This is a genomic window from Micromonospora sp. MA102 (genome assembly GCF_025460765.1).
Lineage (GTDB): Bacteria > Actinomycetota > Actinomycetes > Mycobacteriales > Micromonosporaceae > Micromonospora > Micromonospora halotolerans.
This window is the reverse complement of sequence record NZ_JAMWEG010000026.1, coordinates 26,077-38,694: the sequence shown is the minus strand read 5'-3', so window position 1 is coordinate 38,694 and position 12,618 is coordinate 26,077. Positions and strand designations below refer to the sequence as shown.

Sequence of the window (12,618 nt, the reverse complement as noted above, 5' to 3'; positions counted from 1 at the left end):
CGATCGAAGGAGCACTCCCATGCTGCGTGTCGCCGTACCCAACAAGGGCGCCCTGGCCGAGTCGGCCGCCGGGATGCTGCGCGAGGCGGGCTACCGCCAGCGCACCGACCCGAAGGACCTGGTCTGCCGGGACGAGCCCAACGACATCGAGTTCTTCTACCTGCGCCCCAAGGACATCGCCACCTACGTCGGCTCCGGCGACCTGGACGTCGGCATCACCGGCCGGGACCTGCTGGTCGACTCCGGCGCGCCGGCCGAGGAGGTCGTCGACCTCAACTTCGGCCGGGCCACCTTCCGGTTCGCCGCCCGCCCCGGCGACGTGGACTCGGTCCAGCAGCTCGGCGGGCACCGGATCGCCACCGCGTACCCGGGGCTGGTCGAGCGGCACCTGGCCGAGCTGGGCGTCAAGGCGGAGGTGATCCGGCTGGACGGCGCGGTGGAGAACGCCATCCGGCTCGGCGTGGCCGACGTGGTCGCCGACGTGGTGGAGACCGGGGCGACGCTGCGCCAGGCCGGCCTGGTGGTCTTCGGCGACCCGCTGCTGCGGTCCTCGGCGGTGGTGGTCCGCCGGGCCGGCGCCGCCGGCTCCGCCCAGCAGGAGCAGTTGCTGCGCCGGCTGCACGGTGTGCTGGTCGCCCGCCGCTACGTGATGCTCGCCTACGACGTGCCGGCCGGTCTGCTGGACCGGGCCAGCTCGCTGACCCCGGGCATCGAGTCGCCGACCGTCTCCCCGCTGCACCGGGAGGGCTGGGTGGCCGTGCAGGCCATGGTGCTGCGCGACGACGTGCACCGGATCATGGACGAGCTCTACGAGCTGGGCGCCCGGGCCATCCTGGTCACCAACATCCACGCCTGCCGGCTGTGAGGCCGCTGCCGGTCCCGGCCGCCCTGGCCGTGGTCGTCCTGGGCGGAGTGGCCTCGGCCGCGCAGGGCGTGGTCAACGCCGAGCTGGGGGAGCGGGCCGGCGACCCTCTCGTGGGCGCCATGGTCAACAACCTCGGCGGTTGCCTCATCGTGCTGCTCGGGCTGGTCGCCGTCCCGTCCATGCGCGCCGGGCTGGCCGGCCTGCGCCATTCCGGCCTGCCCTGGTGGGCCTACCTGGGCGGGCTGGGAGGCGCCGCCATCGTGGTGATCGGCCCGTTCGTGGTGCCGGCGCTCGGGGTGGCGGTCTTCACGATCGCCCAGGTGGCCGGGGGCAGCCTCGGCGGGCTGGCCGTCGACCGGGTCGGCCTGGCCGCGACCGGCCGGCTGGCGCTCACCCTGCCCCGGGTCGTCGGGGCGCTGCTCGGGATCGCCGCGGTGACCATGGCCCAGCTCGGCCGGCCGGTCGGCGACCTGGCGGTCGGTCTGGTGCTGCTCTCGGTGGCCGGCGGCCTGGCGGTGGCGCTGCAGTCCGCGCTCAACGGTCGGGTCGCCGCGGCGGTCGGTCCGGCCGCCGGGCTGGCGGTGAACTTCGCGGTCAGCACCTCGGTGATCGCCGCGGTGGCGGCGCTGGCCGGGGCGCTGGCCACCCGCCCGACGTGGCCCACCCAGTGGTGGCTCTACGTCGGCGGCCTGTTCGGGGTCGGCATCGTGCTCGCCCTGCTGGTCGGCGTCCGGGCCGCCGGGGTGCTGCGCACCGGTCTGGCGCTGGTGGCCGGCCAGCTCGGCGGCGCCCTGGTGCTGGACGTGGCGGTGCCCGGCGGCGCCGGGGTGCGGCTGCCGGTGCTGGCCGGGGCGGTGCTCACCGGCGCGGCGGTGGTCGTGGCCGGGGTGCGGCGTCGCCGCCCGCTCCGTGTGGCGGCGGAACGTGAGCCCGAGCCGGATGGCAGACTGGTTTCGTGAGCGATTCAGTGGTGACCGTGCGGCCGCGGCGGGTCCGGGTGGTCTGCTGGGCGTCGGCCGTCACGCTGCTGGTGGTGTTCAGCCTGGTGGCCACCTCCCTGAGCGGGGCGACCGGTGACGGCTACGGCAGCTTCCAGCGGGGCGACCAGCTCGCCATGGTGGGGCTGGGCGTCTTCGGGGCCCTCGGCTTCCTGCTCTTCACCCGCCCCCGGGTGATGGCCGACGCCCGGGGTGTCCGGGTCCGCAACGTGATCGGCTCGTACGAGCTGCCCTGGGAGGTGATCCGCGGGGTCCGGTTCGACCGGGGCGCCCCGTGGGCCAGCCTGGAGCTGCACGACGACGACCTGCTGCCGATGGTCGCCCTGCAGGCCGCCGACAAGGAGCGCGCCGTCGAGGCGGTCCGCGCCCTGCGCCGCCTGCACCAGGCCCACCTGGCCGCCCTGGTCGGCGACCCGGCCGCCCCCCACTGACCGCCGCGCCCCGGTTTGGGGCGGGCTGGTCCGAGGGTGTAGTGTTGCGGAGTCGACCAGACCGTCCTGTGGGCGGTCCTGAAGCGGAGCGCCTGCTCCCACCCGAGTCGCCCCCGTAGGTGGCCGGGTCCCGGTCTCCCGGTTCCGGGCACGTCCCGGTTCCGGATGCGCGATCCTGTGATCGTGCCGACCGGTCGAGTGGGCCCTGGCATGCGCCGGGGCCTTCTGCTTTCCGGGTCGGCTCCCGTCTGGGAGCCCGCGGAGTCGGCACCACGGAAGACTCGACTCGAGGAGGCCCCATCAGCGTCGAACCACGCGTGAACGAACAGATCCGGGCACGTGAGGTCCGACTGGTCGGCCCTGAGGGTGAGCAGGTGGGCATCGTCCCGCTGGAGCGCGCCCTGCAGCTGGCCGCGGACGTCGACCTGGACCTGGTCGAGGTTGCGCCGATGGCGCGCCCGCCGGTGTGCAAGCTCATGGACTTCGGCAAGTTCAAGTACGAGAGCGCACTCAAGGCGCGCGAAGCGCGGCGTAACCAGCAGCAGACCGTCATCAAGGAGATGAAGCTCCGGCCGAAGATCGACCCGCACGACTACGAGACCAAGAAGGGTCACGTGGTGCGGTTCCTCAAGGCGGGCGACAAGGTCAAGGTGACGATCATGTTCCGCGGTCGCGAGCAGAGCCGCCCGGAGCTGGGTTACCGGCTCCTGCGTCGGCTCGAGTCCGAGATCACGGACCTGGGATACGTCGAGGCCGCTCCGAAGCAGGACGGTCGAAACATGATCATGGTTCTCGCTCCGCACCGGGCCGTGAAGGCCTCCGCAGTCGCCGCCACGGCGTCCCGCGGTGGGCCCCGCGACCGGGCCGCGGAGGAGTCGGCCGCCCCGGCAGGTGGCGAGACCCCGGCGGCCGGCGAGACCGCAGCAGCCGGCGATGCCGGCACGACCGCTGACACCAGCGGCCAGTAACAGGGGAGATACGTTCCACATGCCGAAGATGAAGAGCCACACGGGTATGGGCAAGCGGGTCAAGGTGACCGGCAAGGGCAAGATCGTTGCCCAGCAGGCCGGCCTCCGCCACAAGCTGGAGAAGAAGCCCTCCACCCACACCCGCCGGCTGACCGGCACGGTCGAGCTGGTCAAGGCTGACGTCAAGCGCATCAAGAAGCTGCTCGGCCGCTGACGCGCGCCACCTGAACCGAAGAAGGAGTTGAGATGGCACGCGTCAAGCGGGCTGTGAACGCCCAGAAGAAGCGTCGTACCCTGCTGGAGACCGCGAGCGGCTACCGTGGTCAGCGCTCCCGGCTCTACCGCAAGGCCAAGGAGCAGGTGCTGCACTCGATGCAGTACGCCTACCGGGACCGTCGCGACCGCAAGGGCGACTTCCGGCAGCTCTGGATCCAGCGGATCAACGCTGGCGCCCGGGCCAACGGCATGACCTACAACCGGCTGATCCAGGGCCTGCGTCTGGCCGGCATCGAGGTCGACCGCAAGATCCTGGCCGACCTGGCTGTCAACGACGCCGCGGCGTTCGCCGCGATCGTCGAGCTGGCCCGCGCCGCCGTGGCGGCCGAGGGCACCGGTGGCGCCGCGGCCCAGGCCGCCTGATCCACCCGCACCAGCAGATCGAGGCGTCTCCCATGCCGTCAGCACCGCACGGGAGGCGCCTCGACGCTGTTCCCGGCCCGTTCACCCCGCGTACCCCGCGGGTGGTCGCCGCCCGCCGGCTCCAGCGCCGGCGGGACCGGGAGGCCACCGGCCGGTTCCTGGCCGAGGGGCCGCAGGCCGTCCGCGAGGCGCTCACCCGCGCCGGCACCGTGGTCGAGCTGTTCGGCACCCCGGCCGCCCTGGACCGGCACGCCGACCTCGCCGCGCTCGCGGCCCGGGCCGACGTGCCGGTCTCCGAGGTCACCGACGAGGCCCTCGCCGCGCTCGCCGAGACCGTCGCCCCGCAGGGCCTGGTCGCGGTCTGCCGGCACCTCGACGTACCCCTGGAGGACGCCCTGGCGCGCGGACCGCGCCTGGTCGCGGTGCTCGCCGAGATCCGTGACCCCGGCAACGCGGGCACCGTGCTGCGCACCGCCGACGCGGCCGGCGCCGGCGCGGTGATCTTCGCCGGTGACGCGGTCGACCCCTACAACGGCAAGTGCGTGCGGGCCTCCGCCGGCAGCCTGTTCCACGTTGACGTGGTCCGCCACACCGAACCGGTCGCCGTGGTCGCGGCGCTGCGGTCCGCCGGGCTCACCGTCCTGGCCACCACCGGGTACGGCGACAGCGACCTCGACGACCTCACCGACGCCGGCCGGCTGGCCGCCCCGACCGCCTGGCTCTTCGGCTCCGAGGCGCACGGGCTGCCCGAGGAGCTGACCGCCGCGGCCGACGCCCGGGTCCGGGTGCCGCTGCACGGGCGCGCCGAGAGCCTGAACCTGGCTGCGGCCGCGGCCGTCTGCCTGTACGCTTCAGCGAGAGCTCTGCGCCGACCCGCGGGTCCGCGCGGCCACACAGCAGGGGAGTCAGCCGGATGATGAACGCGCCACGGCGTTCGTTTAGCCAGCCCGCCGGTGTCGGCGGGCGGCGGGCCTGACCCTTCCTCCTGCGCGATCTCCCACCGGCGGGCTGCGGCGAAGCCGCGCGTCCGTAGACTCGCCTAGCCGCCCGTGAGGGCCGGCGCCGCCGTGAGGGAGTGCCCGTACGCCATGAGCTACCGCAACGATCCGTACGACCCGAAGCAGGTCGCCCTGCTCGACCCGGACGCCCTGGCCGCGGCCGTGGCCGACGCCGAGAAGGCGTTCGCCGCCGCCGCCGACCCGGACGCGCTGACCGCGCTGCGCCCCGCGCACCTGGGGGACCGGTCCCCGGTGTCGCTCGCGCGCCGGGAGATCGGCGCGCTGCCGCCGGCCGCGAAGTCCGACGCCGGCAAGCGGGTCAACGAGGCCCGCCGCGCCATCGAGTCCGCGTACGCGGCCCGGCAGGAGATCCTGGAGCGCGAGCAGGCCGAGCGGGTGCTGGTCGAGGAGCGGGTCGACGTGACCCTGCCCTACGACCGCCGGCCGCGCGGCGCCCGCCACCCGCTGAGCACCCTCATGGAGCAGATCAGCGACCTGTTCGTCGGGATGGGCTACGAGGTGGCCGAGGGCCCCGAGGTCGAGCTGGAGTGGACGAACTTCGACGCGCTGAACATCCCGGCGGACCACCCCGCGCGCGGCCTCATGGACACCTTCCACATCGCACCGCAGGCCGGCGCGGACAGCTCGGGCCTGGTGCTGCGCACCCACACCTCGCCGGTGCAGGCGCGCACCATGCTGACCCGCAAGCCGCCGATCTACGTGGTGGTGCCGGGCCGGGTCTACCGCACCGACGAGCTGGACGCCACCCACGCCCCGGTGTTCCACCAGGTCGAGGGCCTGGTGGTCGACAAGGGCATCACCATGGCGCACCTGCGCGGCACGCTGGACCACTTCGCCCGGGCCATGTTCGGCGAGGGCGCGAAGACCCGGTTCCGGCCGCACTACTTCCCGTTCACCGAGCCGTCCGCCGAGTTCGACGTCTGGTTCCCGGAGCACCGGGACGGTCCGCAGTGGGTCGAGTGGGGCGGCTGCGGCATGGTGAACCCGCGGGTGCTGCGCGCCTGCGGCATCGACCCGGAGGTCTACTCCGGATTCGCCTTCGGCATGGGCATCGACCGGACCGTGATGTTCCGGCACGGGGTCAGCGACATGCGGGACATGGCCGAGGGCGACGTGCGGTTCACCCGCGCGTTCGGGGTCTGACGGTGCGGGCACGAGTTACGGAGACGGTGGTTTAACAGTCATGCGAGTTTCTGTCAGTTGGCTGCGGGAGTACGTCGACCTCCCGGCCGACCTGCCCACCGGCGACCTGGAGCAGGCGCTGGTCGACCTCGGCATCGAGGTCGACTCCGTGGTGGACCTGCGGGAGACCGTCACCGGCCCCCTGGTGGTCGGTGAGGTGCTGGAGATCGAGGAGCTGACCGGCTTCAAGAAGCCGATCCGGTTCTGCCGGGTGGACGTCGGCGCCGCCAACGGCACCGGTGAGCCGCAGGAGATCGTCTGCGGGGCGCGCAACTTCGCCCCGGGCGACCGGGTCGTGGTGATCCTCCCCGGCGGCGTGCTGCCCGGCGACTTCCACATCGGCGCGCGCAAGACCTACGGACGCAACTCCAACGGCATGATCACCTCGGCGAAGGAGTTGGGCCTGGGCGACGACCACTCGGGCATCATCGTGCTGCCCGAGGACAGCCCGGCCAAGCCCGGCGACGACGCGCGCCCGGTGGTCGGCCTCGACGACGTCGTGGTCGAGCTGGAGATCACCCCGGACCGCGGGTACGCGCTCAGCGTCCGGGGCATCGCCCGCGAGCTGTCGCACGCCCTCGGGGTGCCGTTCCGCGACCCGGCCGACATCCCCGCGCCCGGCGGGACCGCCGAGCCGGCGTACCCGGTCGACGTGCGCGACACCGTCGGCTGCGACCGGTTCGCCGCCCGGATGGTCCGCGGCGTCGACCCGACCGCGCGGACGCCGGGCTGGATGTCCCGGCGGCTCGGCGTGGCCGGCGTTCGCAGCATCTCCCTGCCGGTCGACATCACCAACTACCTGATGCTCGAGCTCGGCCAGCCGATGCACGCGTTCGACGCCGACCGGATCAGCGGCCCGCTGGTGGTTCGCCGGGCCGAGCCGGGGGAGAAGCTGACCACGCTGGACGGTGTCACCCGCACGCTGGTCGCCGAGGACATGGTGATCTGCGACGACACCGGGCCGATCTCCCTGGCCGCCGTGATGGGGGGCGAGACCAGCGAGGTCGTCGCCTCCACCACGGACGTGCTGTTCGAGGCGGCGCACTGGGACCCGGCCATGGTCGGGCGCACCGCGCGGCGGCACAAGCTGTTCAGCGAGGCGGCCAAGCGCTGGGAGCGGGGCGTCGACCCGGCGCTGCCGCTGGTCGCGCTGGAGAAGGCCGTCCGGCTGCTCGCCGAGCACGCCGGCGGCACCGTCGGCGCCGAGATCCTCGACCTCGACCACGTCCGCCCGCGTACCCCGGTGGCCCTGCCGGTGGACCTGCCGTCGCGGCGGGTCGGCGTGGCGTACCCGCCGGAGCGGGTGGTGGAGCTGCTGGAGCAGGTCGGCTGCGCGGTCACCCGCGGCGCCGACCGGCTCGGCGACGACCCGGGCGAGACGGGTGTCGCCGCCGCGGGCGGCGGTGCGGTGCTGAGCGTCACCCCGCCGAGCTGGCGGCCCGACCTCACCGACCCGGCCGACCTGGTCGAGGAGGTGGTCCGCCTGGACGGCTACGACCGGGTGCCGTCGGTGCTGCCCACCGCGCCCCCCGGCCGTGGCCTCACCGCGCCGCAGCAGCGCCGCCGGGCCGTCGCCCGGTCGCTCGCCGAGCGCGGGTACGTCGAGGTCCTGGCGCACCCGTTCGTCTCCGCCGAGCTGGCCGACCAGCTCGGCCTGCCGGCCGACGACCCGCGCCGCCCCGCGGTGCGGGTGGCCAACCCGCTGTCCGAGGAGGAGCCGCTGCTGCGCACCACGCTGCTCGGCCCGCTGCTCGGCATCCTCAAGCGCAACGTCGGCCGGGGCCAGCGGGACGTGGCGATCTACGAGATCGGTACGGTGTTCCACCCGCGTCCCGGCGCCGGCGCCCCGCCGGCCATGGGCGTGGACCGGCGCCCGACCGACGAGGAGTTCGCCCGCGCCGACGCGGTGGTCCCGGACCAGCCGCGGCACGTCGCGGTGGCCCTCACCGGGGAGATGGAGCCGACCGGCTGGTGGGGCGCGGGCCGCCCGGCCGGCTGGGCGGACGCCGTCGAGGCCGGCCGGACGGTGCTCGCCGCCGCCGGCATCCCCGCCGACCGGGTCACCGTCCGGGCCGCCGAGCGCGCCCCCTGGCACCCCGGCCGCTGCGCCGAGCTGCGGGTGGACGACACGGTGGTCGGCTACGCCGGTGAGCTGCACCCGACCGTGGTGGCGACCCTGGAGCTGCCCCGGCGGACCAGCGCCATGGAGCTGAACCTGGACGCGCTGCCCGCCGCGCCGGTGGTGGCCGGTCCGGCCGTCTCCACCTTCCCGCCCGCCCTCATCGACGTGGCGCTCGTGGTGGACGAGTCGGTCCCGGCCGCCGAGGTGGAACGGGCCCTCGTCGAGGGGGCCGGCCCGCTGCTGGAGGACGTCCGGCTCTTCGACGTGTACGCGTCCGCGCAGCTCGGCGCAGGCCGCCGGTCGCTGGCGTACAAGCTGACGTTCCGGGCCCCGGACCGCACCCTGGCGGGCGAGGAGGCGGTGGCCGCCCGGGACGCGGCGGTGGCCCGGGCCGCGGAACGCTTCGGCGCCACGCTGCGAGGTTCCTGAGCGTCGGCGAGTCCCCGTCGGGTGCGGTCGTGTACCGCGCCCGGCGGGGATTTCGCGTACCCGGGCCGGATGATCGGATCTTGTACGCTACGGGTTCCTCAGACACGGTGCGACCGCGGTGCCGCCGACGGCGCCTCGTCCACTTTCTCCGGATGGGAACCGAGCGTGACCCGGAATCCTCGCCAGCTGTCCACAGTGCTCCGACGGCTGCGTACCTGGGGACCGGTGGTGGCGCTGGTCGCGACGGTGCTGGTCGCCGCGGCGATCGTGGCGGTCGGGGTGCGTTCCTCGCCCACGTCGCCGCCCCGGCCGGTGTTGATCTCCAGTGGAGACTGGGCCCCGTTCGTCGGTCCGGACCTGCCGCACGGAGGTCCGATGACCGAGCTGGTCGTCGAGGTCCTCAGCAGATCCGGCTACCGGCCCGAGATCCGGTACGCCTCGTCGTGGGCGCTGACCGAGGACCAGCTCGGTTCCGGCGCCTCCATCGGCATGTTTCCCCTGGTCGGTAGCCAGTCGCGACGCGACCGCTTCCTGCTCTCCGACCGGCTCGTCGACTTCGAGTACGTCCTGTTCTACGACCGCCGCGAGGGCGAGCCGCGGATCTCCTCAGCCACCGACCTGTCGGCACTGCGGGTGGGCGGCATCGCCGGCTACGACTACTGGGACGAGCTGGAGTCCGCGGTGACCGGGCTGGTGGAGTTCGACTCGACGGTGCAGGGCTTCCAGGCGCTGGCCGACGGCAAGATCGACGTGCTCGCCGAGGGGCTGCTGTCCGGGCAGGCGGCGCTGGCCGATCCCTCCCTGGCCGCCGACGCGGGGGACTTCGGCCACCTCCCCGGCGACGACCCGCTGGTGCACTCGGTGGAGGGCCTGTACTTCATGATGCCGAAGACCCGCGAGGCCGCCACCGTGATGAGGGAGTTCAACGCGGAGCTGGCACAGATGCGCCGCAGCAGTGACTACGAGGAGATCGTCGCCGAGCTGGAGCCGTCGGCGACACAGGAGGTGACACTGGAGCCCACCGGTGGCGGCGGGCTGGTGGAGTTGCTCGACGACAAGGGCGACGTGCTGCTGCTGGCGCCGCGGGGCACGCGGGCCCGGGTGATCAGCTGGCCGGAGTCGTTCGTCAGCTCCGCCCGCACCCCGGCCGGCCAGGCCCCGGCGCAACGGATCCTGGTGCAGGTGAAGATCACAAACGGCCCGGCGCAGGGGCGGGCGCTGTACGTCGATGCCCGTGCCCTGCTGCTCACGCCGGAGGGGCCGTGACCCAGCTTCGGATCCTCGCCCCGGTGGTGGTGGACTACTACGCCGTGCCCGGCGCGGCGTTGCGCGACCCGACCGGGTACGCCGACTTCTGGGCCGGGCAGCAACCCGCGGTCGACGACCTGGTCGCGCGGCTGGCGCCCGGCGGCGACGAGCCCGTCCCGCCCCCGGCGGTTGTGCTGGCACACGTCTGGGCCGTCAGCACGCTGAACCGGTATCGGACGATCAGCGACCACGCGGTGGAGCGGCCGGTGCACGTGCTCGCCGGCACGTTGCGCCCGGAGCATCTGCCGACGGCGCTGTGCGGACGGACCGACGGCCTGACCGGGATCACGGAGATCAGTTTCCGGCTGTACGACCACGGCCTGCTGCTGTTGGAGTTGCTGGCGGACGTCTCGTCGGCGCTCGCGGGGGGCGCCGGAGACGTGCCGGCCAGCCTCGACGACCTGCAGGCTCGGGCGGTGGCGACCGGTGAGCGGGTGGCGCGGGAGACCGTGCGGCGGTATCTGCACCCGGTGCTGGCGCTGCTGCGCCGCGCGGACCCCGACGAGCGGATCATCCTCGCAGCCACCCCGGAGCACGACCCGGTGACCGCGGAGTTCGGCGAGCCGCTGTGGGTCACCCGCAGCCTGGTGGTGGATCCGGGTGAACCGGGCGCCGCGCAGGCGGTGCGGCACTGGCTCAAGGACGTGGTGATTCCGGGGGACGACCGCGCCCCTGCGGAGCGGCTGCTCGACGGCGAGGTCAACCACCTGGTCCGGTGGCTGAACTACCTCTTCCTGGACCACACCCGGGTGGGCGGCCGGATGGCGCCCGGCGACCCGTTCCACGACCCGTGGGAGGCGTTGCGCTACGCCCAGGTCTTCTACGGGGTGCTGGACCGGATCGACAACCGGCTGTCGCAGATCCTCGCGGACTCGGCGGCGGCGGGCTCCCGGTGGGAGCTGGAGCGGCTCAAGGGACAGTTGACCAGTCTGAGTCAGCGGGCGGAGCTGGCCATCATGGAGCGGCGGGACCTGTCGAAGTACCTCACGCGTGCGGTACGGGCCGAGATGGACGCGATCCTTCAGTTCTGGGACTACGCCCAGCTCCTGGAGGAACCGGTACGGTACAAGATCGAAGCCTGTTCCCGCCGGCTGGCGGAGTTGGCCGCCCGACGTACGGCCCGGTCCGCGATGTTCACCGATCTCATCCTCCTGGGCATCGCGATGACCTCGGTCCTCGGCACGGCCCTGGCGTTGACCGAGTTCGGGCGGTCGATCGCCAGCGACCCGGAGATGGCGGCCTACGACCTGGGGCGGTCCGGGCTGGTGGACTGGGTCGCGGCGCAGCCGGCGGATGCGATCCTGGTCAGTTCCGGGGTGGTGTCGGCGTTGCTGGTGACCCTCTACCTCTTCTTCCGCCGCGACAAGAGTTCATGAGAGCGGCGCTGCGGAGCCGCCCGGTCCGAACCTTCATCGTCACCCAGTTCCTGCTCGAGGTGCAGTTCTGGTTTCCGATCTGGCTGATCTACCTGCTGGACCTCGGGTTCCCGCTGACCACGGCGGTGCTCGCCGACGGGGTCTTCCGGATCGTCTCGGTGCTCTGCGAGTTCCCGGTCGGGGCGCTCGCGGACCTGCTGGGGCGGCGGCGCACGTACCTGGCGCTGGCCGGTGGCACCGTGCTCACGTTCGTGCTGATCACCCAGATCCACTCGGTGCAGATGCTGTTCGCGGCCTGGATTCTCTGGGGAGTGCTCTGGGCCCTGACGTCCGGGGCGGCCAGCACCTACCTGTACGAGCTCTGCACCCGGGGTGATCGGGAGATCGACCCGTCGAAGGCGTTCGGCCTGTCGCGGGCGGCCGGCAACGTCTCGGTGCTGCTCTCGCTGTTAGCTGCCGGCTACCTGTACGAGACGGACCCGCGGCTGCCGTTCGCGGTCACGGCCGCCCTGGCCGCGGGCGCCTTCCTGCTCGCGCTCACCCTGCCCGAGATCACCGGGCCGCGGCTGGTGGCCCGGCTGTCCTCGGTGCTGGCGGGCGTCCGGGGCGCGATGGCCGAGGTTCGCGTCCGGCAGGCGGTCTGGCTGGGGGCTCTGCTGCTGCTGTTCGGTTGGAGCGCGCGGATCCTGTTTCAGCCGTTGGCGCTGGAACTGGGCCTGTCGGCCCAGGTCACCGGCTGGATGTACGCCGCCTTCGCGGCCGCCTCCGTGCTGGGTGGACTGGCCGCCGGACACCTTGGTGCGCGACACCGCCGAACGGCGCTGACCTGCGCGTTCCTGCTCGTGCTCGGTGCCCTGGCCGCGCTCAGCCAGGCCGCCCGGCTGGGTCCGTTCGTGTTCCTGCCGGTGATGGGCTTCGGATATGCCCTCGGCATGACGCTGCTGGAGGTGTTCACCAACGAGGTCAGCCCCCGGCCGGTCCGCGCCATGATCTTCGGCCTGGTCTCCTGCCTGGCCGGCGTCGGCATCGCGCTGGCCCGCCCCTTCCTCGGCGTGCTGGCGGAGAGCCACTCCACCCCGTACGCCGCCGGGATCTGGGCCGGGTTCGGTGTCGCGGTGGTGGCCCTGGCGTTGTGGAAGATCCGGAAATTGCCGGGGCCGCGACGGAGCGACCCGCCTCCGGCGCACTGACCATTTATGTTTGGTCATGCTGAGCGCTGCATATACTTGCAGCCGAACCGGATGGCCTGATACCTTCTCTGCATAGTCATGCGGAGGTGAG

12 protein-coding genes are annotated in these 12,618 nt (G+C 73.3%); all 12 read left to right on the top strand.

Features of this window, described 5'->3' with window-relative positions; all coding sequences use genetic code 11:
* Positions 1-19: 19 nt before the first annotated feature.
* Positions 20-865 (top strand): ATP phosphoribosyltransferase, encoded by an 846-nt coding sequence (gene hisG / locus NFX44_RS31515; RefSeq protein ID WP_262287242.1) that lies wholly within the window; start codon positions 20-22, stop codon positions 863-865.
* Positions 862-1,824, top strand: coding sequence for a DMT family transporter (locus tag NFX44_RS31510; RefSeq protein WP_262287241.1), 963 nt, complete (start codon positions 862-864; stop codon positions 1,822-1,824). The genes hisG and NFX44_RS31510 overlap by 4 nt, the downstream gene beginning before the upstream one ends.
* A complete protein-coding gene (locus NFX44_RS31505; protein ID WP_262287240.1) occupies positions 1,821-2,294 on the top strand; it encodes a PH domain-containing protein in 474 nt (157 codons plus the stop codon). The genes NFX44_RS31510 and NFX44_RS31505 overlap by 4 nt, the downstream gene beginning before the upstream one ends.
* Positions 2,295-2,611: 317 nt before the next feature.
* Entirely contained in the window at positions 2,612-3,262 is a 651-nt protein-coding gene (gene infC, locus NFX44_RS31500) for a translation initiation factor IF-3 (protein ID WP_262287239.1), read from the top strand.
* 19 nt (positions 3,263-3,281) lie between these two features.
* Positions 3,282-3,476, top strand: a complete 195-nt coding sequence (gene rpmI / locus NFX44_RS31495) for a 50S ribosomal protein L35 (protein WP_262287238.1) — start codon at positions 3,282-3,284, stop codon at positions 3,474-3,476.
* A 32-nt stretch (positions 3,477-3,508) separates the two neighbouring features.
* On the top strand, positions 3,509-3,901 hold the full coding sequence (gene rplT / locus NFX44_RS31490) for a 50S ribosomal protein L20 (RefSeq protein ID WP_030335718.1): 393 nt from the start codon (positions 3,509-3,511) through the stop codon (positions 3,899-3,901).
* Between the two features lie 32 nt (positions 3,902-3,933).
* A complete protein-coding gene (locus NFX44_RS31485) occupies positions 3,934-4,818 on the top strand; it encodes an RNA methyltransferase (protein ID WP_262287237.1) in 885 nt (294 codons plus the stop codon).
* A 171-nt stretch (positions 4,819-4,989) separates the two neighbouring features.
* The gene (gene pheS, locus NFX44_RS31480) at positions 4,990-6,063 is read left to right on the top strand and encodes a phenylalanine--tRNA ligase subunit alpha (protein WP_262287236.1); all 1,074 of its coding nucleotides are present in this window, start codon (positions 4,990-4,992) and stop codon (positions 6,061-6,063) included.
* A 40-nt stretch (positions 6,064-6,103) separates the two neighbouring features.
* Positions 6,104-8,653, top strand: a complete 2,550-nt coding sequence (gene pheT, locus NFX44_RS31475) for a phenylalanine--tRNA ligase subunit beta (protein WP_262287235.1) — start codon at positions 6,104-6,106, stop codon at positions 8,651-8,653.
* A 165-nt stretch (positions 8,654-8,818) separates the two neighbouring features.
* Positions 8,819-9,919: an ABC transporter substrate-binding protein gene (locus tag NFX44_RS31470; protein ID WP_262287234.1), complete on the top strand. Its 1,101-nt coding sequence runs from the start codon at positions 8,819-8,821 to the stop codon at positions 9,917-9,919.
* Complete coding sequence (locus tag NFX44_RS31465) at positions 9,916-11,337, top strand: hypothetical protein (RefSeq protein ID WP_262287233.1); 1,422 nt, start codon at positions 9,916-9,918, stop codon at positions 11,335-11,337. The genes NFX44_RS31470 and NFX44_RS31465 overlap by 4 nt, the downstream gene beginning before the upstream one ends.
* A complete protein-coding gene (locus NFX44_RS31460; RefSeq protein WP_262287232.1) occupies positions 11,334-12,527 on the top strand; it encodes an MFS transporter in 1,194 nt (397 codons plus the stop codon). The genes NFX44_RS31465 and NFX44_RS31460 overlap by 4 nt, the downstream gene beginning before the upstream one ends.
* The last annotated feature ends 91 nt before the right edge of the window (positions 12,528-12,618 follow it).

What these genes read in the sequence shown, in the direction of transcription:
- pheT (WP_262287235.1), top strand. Translation starts at nt 6,104, where the DNA reads ATGCGAGTTTCTGTCAGTTGGCTGCGGGAGTACGTCGACCTCCCGGCC.
- NFX44_RS31460 (WP_262287232.1), top strand. Translation starts at nt 11,334, where the DNA reads ATGAGAGCGGCGCTGCGGAGCCGCCCGGTCCGAACCTTCATCGTCACC.
- rpmI (WP_262287238.1), top strand. Translation starts at nt 3,282, where the DNA reads ATGCCGAAGATGAAGAGCCACACGGGTATGGGCAAGCGGGTCAAGGTG.
- rplT (WP_030335718.1), top strand. Translation starts at nt 3,509, where the DNA reads ATGGCACGCGTCAAGCGGGCTGTGAACGCCCAGAAGAAGCGTCGTACC.
- pheS (WP_262287236.1), top strand. Translation starts at nt 4,990, where the DNA reads ATGAGCTACCGCAACGATCCGTACGACCCGAAGCAGGTCGCCCTGCTC.
- hisG (WP_262287242.1), top strand. Translation starts at nt 20, where the DNA reads ATGCTGCGTGTCGCCGTACCCAACAAGGGCGCCCTGGCCGAGTCGGCC.
- NFX44_RS31485 (WP_262287237.1), top strand. Translation starts at nt 3,934, where the DNA reads ATGCCGTCAGCACCGCACGGGAGGCGCCTCGACGCTGTTCCCGGCCCG.